Source organism: Streptomyces sp. CA-181903 (genome assembly GCF_050937075.1).
Taxonomy (GTDB): Bacteria; Actinomycetota; Actinomycetes; order Streptomycetales; family Streptomycetaceae; genus Streptomyces.
This window is the reverse complement of record NZ_JBNJLY010000001.1, coordinates 4,535,824-4,551,728: the sequence shown is the minus strand read 5'-3', so window position 1 is coordinate 4,551,728 and position 15,905 is coordinate 4,535,824. Positions and strand designations below refer to the sequence as shown.

Sequence of the window (15,905 nt, the reverse complement as noted above, 5' to 3'; positions counted from 1 at the left end):
GCGGGTTTCCCCGCGTTTCCCCGTCTCCGTCACGTCCCGGCCCCCGAGTCGGGTACGGGCACGGGCCGCTGCTCCAAGGCCGCCGCCATCACCTCGGGAAAGTGGTCCGGGGTGCAGGCGAAGGCCGGGGCGCCGAGCGCGGCGAGGGCCGCCGCGTTCTCCCGGTCGTACGCCGGGGCACCCTCGTCGGAGAGGGCCAGCAGGGTGACGAACCGCACTCCGGACGCCCGCATGGCCGCGACCCGTCCGAGCATCCCGTCCCGTACGCCGCCCTCGTACAGATCGCTGATCAGGACGACGACGGTGTCCGCCGGGCGGGTGATCCTCGACTGGCAGTAGGACAGCGCCCGGTTGATGTCGGTGCCCCCGCCGAGCTGCACGCCGAAGAGCACGTCCACCGGGTCGGCCAGCTGGTCCGTGAGGTCCACGACCGAGGTGTCGAAGGCGATCAGCCGGGTGTCCAGGGCGCGTATCGAGGCCAGGACGGCGCCGAAGACGGAGGCGTGGACGACGGACGCCGCCATCGATCCGGACTGGTCGACGCAGAGGATCACCTCCTTCCTCACCGAGCGCGCCGCCCGGGCGTAGCCGACGAGCCGTTCCGGCACGACCGTGCGGTGCTCGGGCAGGTAGTTCTTGAGGTTGGCCCGGACGGTGCGGTTCCAGTCGATGTCCCGGTGGCGGGGCCGCGCCGCCCTCGCCGACCGGTCGAGCGCCCCGGTGAGCGTGGCCCGGGTACGGGACGCCAGGCGCCGTTCCAGGTCCTCGACCACCTTGCGGACGACCTCGCGGGCGGTGGCCCTCGTCTCCTCCGGCATCGCCTTGCCGAGCGACAGCAGGGTGCCGACCAGATGGACGTCCGGTTCGACCGCTTCCAGCAGCTCGGGTTCGAGGAGGAGGGCGGTCAGGCCGAGCCGGTCCAGGGCGTCCCGCTGCATCACCTGAACGACGGACGCCGGAAAGTACGACCGGATGTCCCCCAGCCAGCGGGCGACCCGCGGCGCGGAGGCTCCGAGACCGCCGCCCCGCCGGCCGTCACCGGCGCCCGAGCCTGCGCCCGCGCCCGCGCCCGCGCCCGCGCCCGCGCCCGGCGAACGGGATCCCGCCCCGTAGAGGGCCTCAAGCGTCCGGTCCACGGCGGCGTCACGGCCCGAGAGCGCCCGCCCGGTGCCGTCCTCGCCCGCCGCCCCGCCGAGCACGAGCCGCCAGCGGCGCAGCCGTTCGTCGGCGGAGTCGGGGGACGTCGGCTCCGTGGGGTGAGGGGGAGGCGTGGGGGTGGTGGTCGTCGAGGTCATCGCGTTCCTCCCCCGGTGGACGCCGGCCGGGCGCTCGCCCCCGCCTCGGCCATTTCCCTTGCGCCAGGCGGGTGTTGCGCGCCAGGCGGGAGTCGCATGCCGCATTCCTCGTCGTCCAGGCCGAGGAGCAGCCGCATCGTGGGCAGTACGGCCGCCGCGCGCTCCGGGTCCCAGGCCGGTGCGGTGGTTCCGCGCGCCGGGCCGGTGGCCGGGCCGTTCCTGACGCGTTCGCCGAGCGCGCGGCGGAGCGCCGGCGCGTAGTCCGAGAAGGTGCGGCGGAGCAGGGGCAGGACGTCGGTGAACGCGTCGGCGGGGACGCCGGTGAGCCAGGCGTCGATCAGTCCGAACAGCCGCTCGTCGTGGAGGAGCAGCAGTCCGCCGCCGGGCTCGGTGCCGCCGGTGAACCCCTCTATCCAGGCCGCCGCGTCGGCGGGTGCCACGGCGGGTGACAGGGCGCGGCCCAGGAGCCGGGCGGCCCGGTCGGCGGTCAGCGCACCCTCGTCGAGCAGGAGCCGGGCCGCCCGGCCACGCACTTCTCCGGGGAGGTGTTCGCGTTCGGCGAGGACGGTGAGCACCGCCGTCCAGCGGTCGCCGACGCCGGGGCGTTCCAGGAGGGCGACCGCCCGGTGCACGGCGTCCACGTGTCCTCTCATCCCCCGTGCGGCATCGCGGTCGAGCCCGGCGCAGGCGGCCGGGAGGCCGACGAAGATCCGGTCGGCGAGGCCGGCCGCCACGTCGTCGAGGGCCTCGGTGTCCGTGCGGCGCACATCCCCGTAGCGCACCGAGCGGACGAGCGCGGGCAGGGCCTCGGCGAGGTGGCCGACGTCGGTGTCGAGGGCGGCGCGGTCGGCGAGGGCGTCCAGGACGACGGGGAGGGCGGCCGGCAAGGCGGCGAGCAGGCACCGTTCGGCCAGGGTCGTGAGGCCGGCGAGGGTGTCGGCCTCCCGCGCGGCGGCTTCCGCCCGGGCGGTCGCGGCGGCTTCGACGGTCGTTCCCCAGACGCCCGCTTCGGCGAGCCGGACGGCCAGTTCCGGCTGCCAGGACAGGCGCCATGCCTCGCGGAAGGTGCCGAGGCGGGCGCGCGAGGCGAGAGGCGTGCCCCAGTCGACGTCGAGGAGCCGGAGGCGGTGCAGCAGCCGGCTCCGCTCGGTGTCGGTGTCCTTGCGGAGGTCCAACTCCTTTTCCCGCGGGCCGGCTTCGGGCTTGAGGCGCAAGGCGCGCTGGAGACGTGTGAGGTCGCGTTGGAGTGGTGTGGCGGGCGCGGTGTCGGGGACCTCGCCGAGGTCGTCCCCGATGACGAGCCGGTCGCGCACGAGGTCGAGCGGCACGTCCGAGCCGTCGCACAGCACGGCGCGCACGGCGTCGGTGGTCTCGGTGAGGCCCGGGAGCGGCCGGCCGCGGAGGGCGGCGAGCGTCTCGGCGAGCCGGACGGACTCGATGACGTGCGCGGACGAGACCGGCCGGCCCTCCTCGCGCAGCAGCCGGGCGACCGTGGTCATCCAGCGTTCGACCGGGTGGTCCGGGGCGGCGAAGAGGTGGGCGTACCAGCCGGGCGAGGTGATCCCGGCGCCGTAACCGCTGCTCCGGGCGAGGCGGCGATGGGTCCAGGGCACCCAGGAGATCTCCGTCCTGACCTTCGGCAGCCCCTTGAGCGTCCGCCGGTCGGCGGCGACGGGTCGCCGGACCGCCAGGGCGGGGACATGCCAGGCGCCGCAGACGACGGCGACCTCCTCTCCGAACTCCTTGAGCGCCTCGCGGAGCCGCAGGCGCATGTGGGCCTCGCGTACGGCGTCGTCGCGCGGGTTCGGCGGGCCGCCGTCGCCCGGCGCTTCGCCGCCCGGCGGCTCGCCCTCCGGCAGGGAGCGCAGCGCCGCCATGGCCTCGGCGACGGCCCGGAAGGGTCCGAGGGGGTCGTCACCGGGCCCGCCGTCGCCCGGACGGCCGGCGCCGCGGTGCTCGACGGCGTCCTCCCACCAGCGTTCGGGGTCGTCGTGGCCCGCGGCCCCGGCCAGCATGGCGAGCGGATCGGCCGGCGGCCCGGCCGCGCCGTCCGGCCCGTCCCGGCCGGCCGTTCCCGGCGCGGCGAGGGTGTGGGCGGCGGGCAGGTCGATGAACCGCACCTCGGCGTCGTGGGCGAGGGCCCAGCGGATGGCGGTCCACTCCGGCGAGAAGGCGGCGAACGGCCAGAAGGCGGCCCGGCCGGGATCGTCGGCGGCGTGGGCGAGCAGCGCGACCGGGGGCCGCATGCCCTCGTCCGCCGCACAGTGGACGATCTTGTCGGCCTCGGGCGGCCCCTCGACGAGCACCGCGCGGGGCCGGAGCCGCTCCAGGGCGGCGCGCACGGCCCGCGCGGAGCCGGGCCCGTGGTGGCGGACGCCCAGCAGGGCGGGCGCGTTCACGACGACACCTCGCGGCAGGCGCGGTAGAAGTCCTGCCAGCCGTCCCGCTCCCGCACGACCGTCTCCAGGTACTCGTGCCAGACGGTGCGGTCCGACGCCGGGTCGCGGACGACGGCGCCGAGGATGCCGGCCACGACGTCCCCGGCGCGCAGCACACCGTCGCCGAAGTGCGCGGCCAGCGCCAGGCCGCCGGTGACGACGGAGATCGCCTCGGCCGTGGAGAGCGTCCCGGTGGGCGACTTGAGTCTGGTCCTGCCGTCCGCGGTCACCCCGTCGCGCAGTTCACGGAAGACGGTGACGACCCGGCGGATCTCGTCCGCGCCGCTCGGGGCGGCCGGCAGGTCGAGGGAGCGGCCGATCTGGTCGACGCGCCGCACGACGATGTCGACCTCGTCCTCGTGGGTGGCGGGGAGCGGCAGGACCACGGTGTTGAAGCGGCGGCGCAGGGCGCTGGAAAGCTCGTTGACGCCCCGGTCGCGGTCGTTGGCCGTGGCGATGAGGTTGAAACCGCGCACGGCCTGGACCTCCTCGCCGAGCTCGGGAATGGGCAGGGTCTTCTCGGACAGCACCGTGATCAGCGAGTCCTGCACATCGGCGGGGATGCGGGTCAGTTCCTCGACGCGGGCGGTCATGCCCTGGGCCATGGCCCGCATGACGGGACCGGGCACGAGGGCGTCCCGACCGGGCCCGTGCGCCAGCAGCCGGGCGTAGTCCCAGCCGTAGCGGACGGCCTCCTCGGCCGTGCCGGCCGTGCCCTGGACGAGGAGGGTCGAGTCCCCGCTGACGGCCGCGGCCAGGTGCTCGGACACCCAGGTCTTGGCGGTGCCGGGGACGCCGAGGAGCAGCAGGGCCCGGTCCGTGGCGAGGGTGGTGACGGCGACCTCGACGACCCGGCGCGGGCCCACGTACTTCGGGGTGATCACGGTGCCGTCGGGCAGCACCCCGCCCAGCAGGTAGGTGGCGACGGCCCACGGCGACAGCCGCCAGCGCTCGGGCCGGGGCCGGTCGTCCGCCGCCGCCAGGGCCGCCAGCTCACCGGCGAACGCCGCTTCCGCGTGAGGTCGGATGACTTCGGCAGAAGACTCCGGGCCGCCGAGCGGCGGGACGGAACGGACGTGTGTGGCAGGCGTGTTGTCGGTGGTGATAGGCGCGTCGGTGGGTACGAAGCGGTTTCCGGGCACGGTCACAAGTCCCCCTCGTCGTGCGGTCCGGGATGTGACTCCACCCTGCACCACACCACTGACAATCGCCCTCGGCGGCAACGAATCCGCAGGTCAAGGCGATTGTCAGTGGCGGGCCTTACGGTCGGTGACATGAATCCGCAGGGGGAACGCTGGACGGCGGAACAGGTGCTCGCGCTGGCGCCTGACTCCGCGTCGCGCACGGCGGGCGGCAGGCTCGCGACGCCGGGATCGTGGTCGGGGACGGGAGCGCGCCCGGACTCGGTGTGGGGGGAGTGCGTGGGGGCCGGCGGCCGGACGTACCGGACCGCCGTGGACAGCAGGGATTCCAACAGACCGCGATTCACGTGCAGTTGCCTCAGCCGCAAGGTGCCGTGCAAGCACACGGTGGGGTTGCTGCTGCTGTGGGCGGGGGGCCACGAGTCCGTCCGACCGACGGACGAGCCACCGTCGTGGGTGGGCGAGTGGCTGGAGGGGCCTTGGGGAGCTCGGACCTCTCCTGTGGCGGCCCGCCCGCCCTCCGCGTCGGCGTCGGCCGAACGCCGGGCGGCGGACCGGGCGCGGCGGATCGCCGAGGGCGCCGCGGAGTTGGAGCGGCGCCTCACCGACCTGGTGCACGGCGGGCTCGCCGGGTCCAACGGCGGCACGCGGGAGGAGTGGGACCGGGCCGCCGCCCGCATGGTCGACGCGCAGGCACCCGGACTGGCCTCACCTACCCGCGCGTTGGGTTCGCTGTCCGCGGCGGACCCGGACTGGGCCTCGCGGCTCCTGGAGGAGTGCGCGCTCCTGCACACGCTCAACCGCGCGTACGCGCGCGTCGACCGACTGCCCGCCCGACTGGCCGCGACCGTGCGCGCCCGCGTCGGGATCACCGTGGACTCGGCCGCGCTGCTGGCCTCCGGGCCGCCCGTGCGGGACGACTGGATGGTCCTCTCCCAGGACGACACCGCCGACGACGGCACCCTCACCACCCGGCGCATCCGGCTCCACGGAACGCGCACCGGCCGAGCGGCGCTGCTGCTGTCGTACGGAGCGGCGGGCCGGGCACCCGAACTGTCGCTCCCGGTCGGCTCCTCCCTCGACGCCGACCTGGTCTTCCACCCCGCCGCCGTGCCGCTGCGCGCCGTACTCGGAACACGCCACGGCGACCCGGAGCCTGCCGCCGGACCACCGCCGGGCGTCGGCGTCGAGGCCGCCCTCGCCGCCTACGGGACGGCGTTGCGCGATGACCCGTGGCTGGACGCGTGGCCGGTGGTCCTCGACGGGGTGGTCCCCATACCCGACCCCGACGCCGGCCGCCGGCTGGCCGACGCCGAGGGCGGTGCCGCACTGGCCGTCGACGCGTGCCGCACCGGCGAATCGGGCTGGTGGCGGCTGGTCGCGGTGTCGGCCGGCGGGCCGGTGCGGGTCTTCGGCGAGTGCGGGCACCGCGGCTTCGCGCCCCTGGCCGTCTGGGCACCGGAGTTGACGCCCCTGCGGCGCTGACGACACGGACCGGCCCGCCCCTCACCTGCCTCCCTCCGGCCCCACCTTCGAAAGGTCACCCATGAACGCACCGAGCCACGAGGCTCCGCCCACGGACGTCCCCTGGGACGACCTCGTCACCGCCGCCCTGATCGGCACGGGCCGGCGCGGCACACCGGTCCGGCCACGTCCCGGGCGGGATCCCGCCCTCGCCCTGCTGGACGCCGCCGCCCTGCACACGGTGCGGCGCCGCGCCGCCGCCCTGCCCGTCGCCGCGGGATGGCGCCCCGAGCCCGCGCCTCCCGATCCCCGCACGCCGTTGCCCGAGGCCGCCCGGCGGCGGCTGGAGCTGCTCCTCGGCGAGCGGGCCGGCGCCGGTGACCGGCGCCGGACGGCGGCCCCCGACCTCGTCGAACTGCTCCCCCAGTGGCTGACCGCCGCCAACGCCTACGGCTACCGGCCACCGGACGCCCTGCTGCCCGGTCTCCTCGACGCCGCCCGCGCCCGCACCGACCTCCGTCCCGAGGCGCTGGCCTTCGCCGGGCCCCGCGGGCGGTGGCTGGCCCGTCTCAACCCGCAGTGGGCGTACGCGCTCCGTTCCCATCCGCCGGGGCCGGCGACGGCCTCCCCCGGCCCACCGGACGCCGTCGGCCTCGACGGTCTGCGGCGCGTATGGCGGGAGGGCCTGTTCGCCGAACGCCTGGCCGCCCTCACCGCGGTCCGGCGGTACGACCCGGCGGCCGGGCGCGAGCTGCTGGCGGACACCTGGGCCACCGAACGGGCCGAGGACCGGCAGGCGTTCCTCGGCGCGCTGCGCGATGGGCTCTCCCCGGAGGACGAACCCTTCCTGGAGGCGGCCCTGTCGGACCGGGGCCGCTCCGTCCGGGCCGTGGCCGCCGAACTCCTCGGCGGATTGCCCGGTTCCGCTCTGACGGCCCGGATGACCGCGCGGGCCCTCACCTGCGTCGCGCTCGACCAGGGCGTCATCGTGGTCGAGGCCCCGCACGAGTGCGACGGCGGGATGCGGCGGGACGGCATCACCGCCAAACCCCCGTCGGGACGCGGCGCCCGCTCATGGTGGCTGAGCGGGATCGTGGAGACCACACCGCTGTCCGTCTGGCCGGCCCGGCTGGGGGTCGCCGGCCCGGCCGAGGCGGTGGCACTGCCCGTCGCCGACGGCCGGCGACCCGACCTGCACGCGGCCTGGTGCCGTGCCGCGGTCCGGCAGCGGGACCCGGCATGGGCCCGGGCCCTGCTCGGCCCGGCCGCGGCACCCCCGGCTCCCGAGGGCGCGCCGGGGCGGGACCCGGCCCGGCTGCTCACCGTCCTCCCCGCGGCCGAACGGGCCGACTGGGTGGCACGGTTCGTCGCCGCCCACGGGCTGTCGGACGCGTTCCGGCTGATCGGGGTCTGTGCCGTGCCCTGGGCCGAACCGCTCGGGCAGGCCGTGGTGGACGCCCTGGAGATCGCCCGGGACGCGGGCGGCTACCCCTGGAGCTTCAGCGGCGTCATGGGCCTGGCCGAACGCTGCCTCGACCCGGACCGGGCCGACCGGCTGGCCGTGCTCGCCGTCGCGGGCGGCGGCCCGCGTGAGGACGCCGCCCCGCCCGGAGCCACGGGTTACTGGGCGGAGGCGTTCCAGCGGCTGGCCGGAACGCTCCGGCTGCGCGCCGTGATGCGGGCGGAGCTGGCGGGATGACACACACCCGGCCCGCCCCGCCGAAAAGGGAAGCCCTCTCAGGCCCCGGCCGCCTGGCGGACGTTGGCGTTGACCCACTCGACGATCGACGTCGTCGTCGCCCCCGGCGTGAAGATCGCCGCCACTCCCAGCTCCTTGAGCGGCGGAATGTCGGCCTCCGGAATGATGCCGCCGCCGAACACCTTGATGTCCTCGGCGTCACGCTCCTTCAGCAGCTCGATCACCTTGGCGAACAGGGTGTTGTGCGCGCCGGACAGGATGGACAGGCCGATCGCGTCGGCGTCCTCCTGGATCGCGGTGTCGACGATCTGCTCGGGGGTCTGGTGAAGCCCGGTGTAGATGACCTCCATGCCGGCGTCCCGCAGCGCACGTGCGATGACCTTGGCCCCGCGATCGTGTCCGTCGAGCCCCGGCTTGGCCACCACCACACGGATCGGACCGGTCACTCCCATCACTGCCTCCATGTACGACTGCCGTCAGCCGGCCGCGAGGATCCCGTGCCGAAGGGGCCCGGGTGTGAACGAACGTTATCCACAGCATCCCGCAAGCGGTCGTTTCGCGGTGCGGAGGGAGGGGGAAATCACACGTGGGACACCACGTTCACCGCGACTCGCACTCTTCTTCCGCCCGCCACGCGCCGTACAGCCGCCCGGCCGTGGCACGGCGGAGCCCGGAGCGGGCCGCGCAGGGGAGCCTCGACGAGGTCTGCCGCACCGCCGCCGACAGCCGCACGGCGGCGGTGTCCCGGCAGCTCGCGCACGGCTGCCCATGAGGGCGCACGGGGGACAGGGCATCGGCCTGTGTGCCGTTCGGAGGTCGGCCATGGGGGCCTTGCCCGCCTTATCCCTTGTCTCCGGGGCTCTTGTCTCCGGGGCTTCGTCATCCACCGGTTCCGGCCCTTCGCGGCCGTCGGCCGCGCTGGTCCGGTCCACGGCGCTGGAGCTGGTCATCCTGGCCTGCCACACGCTGCTGTACCCGACGGGCGTCACCCAGGAACGTCACCCGCCGCCCCTCGCCACGCCGCAGGCACCCGAGGGGAACGGCATGGCGAACGACCGGGTCCCCGTGCTCCTCCTCCATGGATTCGCCGACAACCGTTCGGTGTTCGTCCTGCTGCGCCGCTCGCTGCTGCGCCACGGCTGGCAGCACGTCGGCTCCCTCAACCACTCGCTCCTCACCCATGACCTCCGCACCGCCGCCACGGCGCTCAGCCGGTACGTCGAGGAATTCCGGGCCCGCACGGGCGCCTCCCGGATCGACGTCGTCGGGCACAGCCTGGGCGGATTGGTGGCCCGTTACTACGTGCAACGGCTGGGTGGTGACGCCCTGGTCCGCCGACTGGTCACGCTCGGCACGCCGCACGGCGGCACCCGGGTGGCCCCGCCGATGTCGGTGCATCCGCTGGTACGGCAGATGCGTCCGGGTTCCGGGGTCCTCGCGGAGCTGGCCGCGCCGGCCCCCGGCTGCCGGACGCGCTTCGTCGCCTTCTGGAGCGACCTGGACCAGGTGATGGTCCCCGTGGAGACGGCCCGCCTCGACCATCCGGACCTGGTGGTGCGGAACATCCGCGTCAGTGGCGTCGGGCACCTCGCCCTCCCGGTGCACCCGGCCGTGGTGGCGGGCATCCGGCAGGCACTGGTGGCGCGGGACGAGAGCGACGGCGACGCCGGGCGGGCCTCCGTGGCATGACTCCGGCGTCGCGGCCACGGGATGCCCGGCGCCCCTTCGTGTGATGCGCGGAAACCGTCGGCCAACCTTTGATCGCACCCCACTTGCCCGATTAATGTCGAACGATTTTCGAACGTCAAAGCGACTCGGGCGTGCCCCGTCCACCAAAAGGCGGCTAAATGCCCAGGCTCCCGGCTCGCGAAACGTGAGGAAGATTGTGGCCGTCGCATACCGCCGGGTACAGTCGCCGCTACCTCTCCTGCTCCCGAGGCGAAATGGAAGTGGTGGTGAACGACCGTCACCCATCGGCGGCCCCGGATCCGTCCGTTCCCGTTCCCGATGCAGCATTCGGACACCACCCGTCCCCCAGCAGTCCACCGCCTACGGCTGGACCGGTCACGACACCGGCCAGTGGGACACCACCCATCAGTGGGGATCCTCCGGTCACACCCAGGTCTGGGACTTCAGCGCCTGTGACTCCGGCGGGCAGCCCGGCTGGGGACAGGCCCAGGACGGCACCTGGGCGGCCGGTTCCGGCAGCGGGCCCGCCGGGCAGTGGCAGTGGGAGACGCCGAGTCCGACCGGGTGGGGAGACCTTCCCGGTGGCGGCTGGGGCGACACCTCGGGCCAGTGGAACACCGGGCACTCCGCCCAGTGGGACACGTCGAGCCAGTGGGACACCAGTGGTTACGGCCACCAGCCGCAGGCCCCGCAGCAGCCCGCCGACCACGCCATGACGCAGACGTGGGACAGCTCGGCCTGGGCCCAGCCCGCCGACCCCTGGGGCGGCCACCACGCGGCGGAGACGCAGACCTGGGACGCCAGTGCCTGGGCGGAGACCGCACAGCCCGCGCCGCCGCACGACCCGACGCTGATGGCCGTCCTCCCCGACCCCGGCGGACAGCCGGCGCCGGTGACCGACGCCGACACGCGGACCATGCACGCCGTCTTCGCCCCGGCCGCGGACGACTTCGCCCCCGACGACCCGGCGGCGAGCGACCTCACGGCGGACGGGCAGCACCCGGACGGCCGGGCCACCGGTGAGGACGACCGGCAGGACACCGGGACACCCGCCGCCGGCGACCGCCCGGTCCGCAACCGGCGCAAGGGCGGTGCCCCGCGCTCCGGTTACCGGCCCCGCCGCAAGGCCCTCCTCACGGTGGCCGTCCCCTCGGTCGCCGTGATGGGCGTGGCCGGCGTGGCCGCCGCGACCGTCGCGTCCAACGGGGGCCACGAGGCACAGCAGACCCAGGCCGCGGCCGCCCCCGACGCGTCCACCGTCAAGTTCTCCGCCGCCAACAGCAAGCTGGACACCCAGCTCGCCGGGCTGAGCCGGGGGGCGGACGACTTCGCCACCCGCGCCAACCGGACGCAGGAACGCATCGACCTGCGGCTGCGCCAGGAGGAAGAGCGCAAGCGGAAGGCCGAGGAGGCCGCCCGCAAGGAAGCCGAACGGCCCAAGTTCGCGCTCCCCGTCGCCCAGCACGGACTCAGCGCCTACTTCGGGCAGGCGGGCGTCAACTGGATGTCCGTGCACACCGGCATCGACTTCCCCGTCAGTTACGGCACCCCCGTCATGGCGGCCACCGACGGCACCGTCCGCACCCAGTACAACGTGGCCTACGGCAACATGGCCATAGTGACGTCCCCGGACGGGACCGAGACCTGGTACTGCCACCTCAGCAGCACCCGGGTGCGGTCCGGCCAGGTCAAGGCCGGTGACGTGATCGCCTACTCCGGCAACTCGGGCAACTCCACCGGCCCGCACCTGCACTTCGAGGTACGGCCCGGCGGGTCGGCCGTCGACCCGCTGCCGTGGCTGCGCGCCCACGACCTCGACCCGACCTGACCGGCCCGGGGGCGGCCGCTCGGCCGGACCGCCCCCGGCCCCCGGCTACAGCTTCTCGACCGGCGCGTAGCGCAGCAGCAGCCGCTTGGGCTTCTCCTGCCCGAAGTCGATCGTCGCCTCCGCGTTGTCCCCGCTGCCCTTGACGCCGACGACCGTGCCCAGGCCGAACGAGTCGTGGGTGACCCGGTCGCCGATCGCCAGGGACACCACCGGGCGGTCCTTGGCACGCCGCGTCGCGAAGCCGCTCGGCCCCGCCGTGCCCCGGCCGCCGATCCGCGACGACGAGGAGGAGGCAAACCGGCCCGAGGCGATCCCGGACACCGACGCCGACGGCGTGGCCGGCCCGGTGCGGCGCCACTCGACGTACCGGTCGGGGATCTCCTCCAGGAAGCGGGACGGCGGGTTGTAGGCGGGCGTGCCCCAGGCGCTGCGCATGCTCGACCTGGTCAGGTAGAGCCGCTCGCGGGCCCGGGTGATGCCCACGTAGGCGAGCCGCCGTTCCTCCTCCAGCTCCTTGGTCTGGCCGAGGGCGCGCATGTGCGGGAAGACGCCGTCCTCCATGCCGGTGAGGAAGACGACCGGGAACTCCAGGCCCTTGGCGGTGTGCAGGGTCATCAGCGTGATGACGCCGCTGCCCTCGGTGTCCTCGTCGGGGATCTGGTCCGAGTCGGCGACCAGGGCGACCCTCTCCAGGAACTCCGCGAGGGTGCCGGGCTCGTCCTCGGTCCGCTCCTGCTCGAACTCCAGGGCCACGGCCGCCAGTTCCTGGAGGTTCTCGATGCGGGTCTCGTCCTGCGGGTCGGTGGACGCCTGGAGTTCGGCCAGGTAGCCGGTGCGCTCCAGGACCGCCTCCAGGACGGTGGCCGGTCCGGCGCCGGACTCCACGATCGTGCGGAGCTCGTCCATCAGGACGTTGAAGCGCTTGACGGCGTTGGCCGAGCGGGCGGCCATGCCGTAGGCGTCGTCGACGCGCCGCAGCGCCTGGGCGAAGCTGATCTTCTCGCGCAGCGACAGCGCGTCGATCATGGCTTCGGCGCGCTCGCCGATGCCGCGCTTGGGCACGTTGAGGATCCGGCGCAGCGGCACGGTGTCCTCGGGGTTGGCCAGGACGCGCAGGTAGGCCAGGACGTCCCGGACCTCCTTGCGCTCGTAGAAGCGCACGCCGCCGACGACCTTGTAGGGCAGGCCGACGCGGATGAAGATCTCTTCGAAGACACGGGACTGGGCGTTGGTCCGGTAGAAGATCGCGACGTCGCCGGCCTTGGCGTCGCCGGCGTCGGTCAGCCGGTCGATCTCGTCGGCGACGAACTGGGCCTCGTCGTGCTCGGTGTCGGCCACGTAGCCGGTGATCGCGGAGCCGGCCCCGGCCTCGGTCCACAGGTTCTTCGGGCGGCGGTTCTCGTTGCGCTCGATGACCGCGTTGGCGGCGCTCAGGATCGTCTGCGTGGAGCGGTAGTTCTGCTCCAGCAGGATGGTCGTGGCGTCCGGGTAGTCCTCCTCGAACTGGAGGATGTTGCGGATGGTGGCGCCGCGGAAGGCGTAGATGGACTGGTCGGCGTCGCCGACGACGCACAGCTCGCCGGGGCCTTCCTCGCCCGCCGTCGCGGGGGTGCCCACCAGCTCGCGGATGAGCGTGTACTGCGCGTGGTTGGTGTCCTGGTACTCGTCGACGAGGACGTGCCGGAAGCGCCGCCGGTAGTGCTCGGCGACGTCCGGGAACGCCTGGAGCAGGTGGACCGTGGTCATGATGATGTCGTCGAAGTCGAGCGCGTTGGCCTCGCGCAGCCTCGACTGGTACATCGTGTACGCCTCGGCGAGGGTCTTCTCGAAGCCGTCCGCGGCCTGGGCGGCGAACGCCTCCTCGTCGACGAGCTCGTTCTTGAGGTTGGAGATCTTCGCGCTGAACGACTTCGGTGGGAACTTCTTCGGGTCGAGGTCCAGGTCGCGGCAGACCAGGGCCATGAGCCGCTTGGAGTCGGCGGCGTCGTAGATCGAGAAGGACGACGTGAAGCCGAGCTTCTTGCTCTCCCGGCGGAGGATCCGCACGCAGGCGCTGTGGAACGTCATCACCCACATCGCGTTGGCCCGGGGGCCGACGAGCTGCTCCACGCGCTCCTTCATCTCGCCCGCGGCCTTGTTGGTGAAGGTGATCGCGAGGATCTGCCCGGGGTGGACGCCCCGGGCGCCGAGGAGGTGGGCGATGCGGTGGGTGAGGACGCGGGTCTTGCCCGAGCCGGCGCCGGCGACGATGAGCAGCGGGGAGCCGGAGTGCACCACGGCGGCGCGCTGCTGGTCGTTCATGCCCTCCAGCAGCGCGGCGGGGTCCACGACGGGCCGCGGGGCGCCGTCGCGGTAGTACGCCTCCCGGGGGACGGGCGCGTCGAAGGCGCCGCCGAAGAGGTCGTCCGGCAGCGGCTCGGGGGCCGAGTCCTCCGCGGGGGGCGGCGGCTCCTCGTCGGAAGGGACGAGATCCGCCAGGAAGCTGTCGTCAAAGAGGCTGCTCATCGTCATCCGAGTCTAGGCGGCCCCACTGACAACCCGTCCCCCCTCGGCTCCCGGGGCCGGGGAGGGGCGCCGTGGCGCCGGTCACGTCCAGAGGACGGCGATGAAGACGTCGGCCGTGGTCAGCGCCCCGACCGTGCCGAAGGCGACGGCCCCGACCCGCTCCCCTTCTCCCTGGTCCCGCTTCACGTACACGAGGGCGAGGACCACCATCAGCAGGGACAGTTTCAGGCCGATCTTGAAGGTGTTCACCGCGTCGTCCTCCGCGCGGTGCAGGCCGACCAGCGCCATGCCGGTGACCAGCATGGTGAGGGCGCCGTGCAGCATCGCGGGGACCATGCGGGCCTCCCCCTTGCCCATGGCCTTCACCTGGGTCAGGAAGCCGCCGAGCAGGGCGGCGATGCCGACGATGTGCAGGCCGATCATGGCGTGAATCAGAGGGTCCATGGGGGCCGACCTTAGCCGGATGGTCGGGCTCCGAATAAATCGGGCCCCGTACCATCAACTCCCCCGTAACCGGGCAAAGATCATCGATTCGGTCAGTCCTGCACCGAATCCTTCCGCGAGGCCGAGGAGTTCCCGGCCCGCACCGGTCGTTTCACCACCGGTTCCGGCCATTAACAGTCATGCGCGTTACCGGCGGATCTCGCGGTTTAGCGTCCTGCCCCAGACGGCGGTGGCCCGCCCTCCTCCCCCTCGGACGGGCCACCGCCTGAGCCCCCCAGCCTGCCGCCGGACAGGAAGGAAGTGACGGCCACCGTGGCGTCGCACCGCAAGCCCAAGCATCTCTCGCTCCTCAGTGGCACCGCCCGTACGGCGGCCGGCCTCGCCTTGGCGGGTGCCGCCACCGCCACCGTGCCGGCCGGCACCGGCCACGCGGCCCCCCAGCGGACCCCGGACGAGGTGAAGGCGCAGGTCGCGCACTACTACCGGCAGGCCGAGGTGGCGACGGAGCGGTACAACGGGGCGAAGGAGCGCACCGACCGGGCCCGGGCCGTGCTCGACGGCCTCCAGGACGACGCCGCCCGCCGGACGGAACGGCTCAACGCCGCCCGCGACGCCCTCGGGTCGTACGCCACGGCCCAGTACCGCGCCGGGGGCATCCCCTCCTCGGTGCGGCTGCTGCTCTCGTCCTCGCCCCGGCACTTCCTGGACCGGGCCTCGATGGCCGAACGCACCGGGACCCGCGAGGCCACCGAGGTGGCCCGGGTGCGGGAGGAGGTCCGGCAGGTGCGGCAGGTCAGGACCACGGCCGAGGCCAAGCTGCGGGAGCTCGAGGCCGAGCGGAACGCGCTCGCGCGGCACCGCCGCACCATCGAGGCCAAGCTCGCCGCCGCGCGCGACCTGCTCCGCACCCTGCCGTCCGCCGCGCGGCCCGCCGACGACGACCAGGGCGCCGCCGAGGCCGGCCACGCGGCCGGGCGCTCGGCGCCCGCGGCCGCGCCCGCGGCCCCGCACCCCGCGGCGGCGCCGGCCGGACCCGCCCCCGCGACGGGCCGCGCCGCACAGGCCGTGGCCTTCGCCTACGGGGCGCTCGGCAAGCCCTACGTCTGGGGGGCCACCGGGCCGTTCGGCTACGACTGTTCGGGGCTGACGCAGGCGGCCTGGCGGGCGGCGGGCGTCTCGCTGCCGCGCACCACCTACACCCAGATCAACTCCGGGCACCGGGTCACCAGATCCCGGTTGACCCCGGGTGACCTGGTGTTCTTCTACTCCGGCGTGAGCCACGTCGGTCTCTACATCGGCGACGGGAAGATGATCCACGCCCCGCACCCGGGGGCGCCCGTCAGCATCGCGTCGGTGGACTCGATGCCCTTCGCCGGAGCGGTCAGACCCGCGTAGCGGGCC

Annotated in this window: 12 protein-coding genes; 6 read left to right on the top strand and 6 right to left on the bottom strand. The window is 74.4% G+C overall.

Annotated features, from left to right (window positions below; translation table 11 throughout):
* Positions 1-29 precede the first annotated feature (29 nt).
* The 3 genes from ACQEVS_RS20450 to ACQEVS_RS20440 are packed head-to-tail and all read right to left on the bottom strand — an operon-like array spanning position 30 to position 4,881.
* The gene (locus ACQEVS_RS20450) at positions 30-1,295 is read right to left on the bottom strand and encodes a VWA domain-containing protein (RefSeq protein WP_433022389.1); all 1,266 of its coding nucleotides are present in this window, start codon (positions 1,293-1,295) and stop codon (positions 30-32) included.
* Positions 1,292-3,694, bottom strand: a complete 2,403-nt coding sequence (locus ACQEVS_RS20445) for a DUF5682 family protein (protein ID WP_433022387.1) — start codon at positions 3,692-3,694, stop codon at positions 1,292-1,294. Before ACQEVS_RS20445 ends, ACQEVS_RS20450 begins: the two co-directional genes overlap by 4 nt.
* Positions 3,691-4,881, bottom strand: a complete 1,191-nt coding sequence (locus ACQEVS_RS20440; protein ID WP_433022385.1) for an ATP-binding protein — start codon at positions 4,879-4,881, stop codon at positions 3,691-3,693. Before ACQEVS_RS20440 ends, ACQEVS_RS20445 begins: the two co-directional genes overlap by 4 nt.
* A 126-nt stretch (positions 4,882-5,007) precedes the next feature.
* Here ACQEVS_RS20440 and ACQEVS_RS20435 point away from each other — a divergent pair, with 126 nt between their 5' ends.
* Positions 5,008-6,360 carry a hypothetical protein gene (locus tag ACQEVS_RS20435; RefSeq protein ID WP_433022383.1) on the top strand — a complete coding sequence of 451 codons (1,353 nt, stop codon included), beginning with the start codon at positions 5,008-5,010 and terminating at the stop codon, positions 6,358-6,360.
* Between the two features lie 61 nt (positions 6,361-6,421).
* On the top strand, positions 6,422-8,038 hold the full coding sequence (locus ACQEVS_RS20430) for a DUF5691 domain-containing protein (RefSeq protein ID WP_433022381.1): 1,617 nt from the start codon (positions 6,422-6,424) through the stop codon (positions 8,036-8,038).
* Positions 8,039-8,076: 38 nt separating this feature from the next.
* On the opposite strand, the gene ACQEVS_RS20425 is transcribed toward ACQEVS_RS20430, so the two are convergent.
* Complete coding sequence (locus ACQEVS_RS20425) at positions 8,077-8,490, bottom strand: cobalamin B12-binding domain-containing protein (RefSeq protein ID WP_185941399.1); 414 nt, start codon at positions 8,488-8,490, stop codon at positions 8,077-8,079.
* Positions 8,491-8,624: 134 nt separating this feature from the next.
* Here ACQEVS_RS20425 and ACQEVS_RS20420 point away from each other — a divergent pair, with 134 nt between their 5' ends.
* From ACQEVS_RS20420 to ACQEVS_RS20410, 3 genes are all read left to right on the top strand, one after another.
* Entirely contained in the window at positions 8,625-8,810 is a 186-nt protein-coding gene (locus ACQEVS_RS20420) for a hypothetical protein (protein ID WP_433022378.1), read from the top strand.
* A gap of 50 nt (positions 8,811-8,860) precedes the next feature.
* On the top strand, positions 8,861-9,727 hold the full coding sequence (locus ACQEVS_RS20415; protein WP_433022376.1) for an esterase/lipase family protein: 867 nt from the start codon (positions 8,861-8,863) through the stop codon (positions 9,725-9,727).
* A 196-nt stretch (positions 9,728-9,923) separates the two neighbouring features.
* Positions 9,924-11,555 (top strand): peptidoglycan DD-metalloendopeptidase family protein, encoded by a 1,632-nt coding sequence (locus ACQEVS_RS20410; RefSeq protein ID WP_433022374.1) that lies wholly within the window; start codon positions 9,924-9,926, stop codon positions 11,553-11,555.
* Between the two features lie 45 nt (positions 11,556-11,600).
* On the opposite strand, the gene pcrA is transcribed toward ACQEVS_RS20410, so the two are convergent.
* Both pcrA and ACQEVS_RS20400 read right to left on the bottom strand, forming a co-directional pair.
* Positions 11,601-14,060 (bottom strand): DNA helicase PcrA, encoded by a 2,460-nt coding sequence (pcrA, locus tag ACQEVS_RS20405; RefSeq protein ID WP_433022372.1) that lies wholly within the window; start codon positions 14,058-14,060, stop codon positions 11,601-11,603.
* A gap of 81 nt (positions 14,061-14,141) precedes the next feature.
* On the bottom strand, positions 14,142-14,504 hold the full coding sequence (locus tag ACQEVS_RS20400) for a hypothetical protein (protein WP_433022370.1): 363 nt from the start codon (positions 14,502-14,504) through the stop codon (positions 14,142-14,144).
* Positions 14,505-14,816: 312 nt separating this feature from the next.
* Here ACQEVS_RS20400 and ACQEVS_RS20395 point away from each other — a divergent pair, with 312 nt between their 5' ends.
* Positions 14,817-15,899 (top strand): NlpC/P60 family protein, encoded by a 1,083-nt coding sequence (locus ACQEVS_RS20395; protein ID WP_433027739.1) that lies wholly within the window; start codon positions 14,817-14,819, stop codon positions 15,897-15,899.
* Positions 15,900-15,905: the final 6 nt, after the last annotated feature.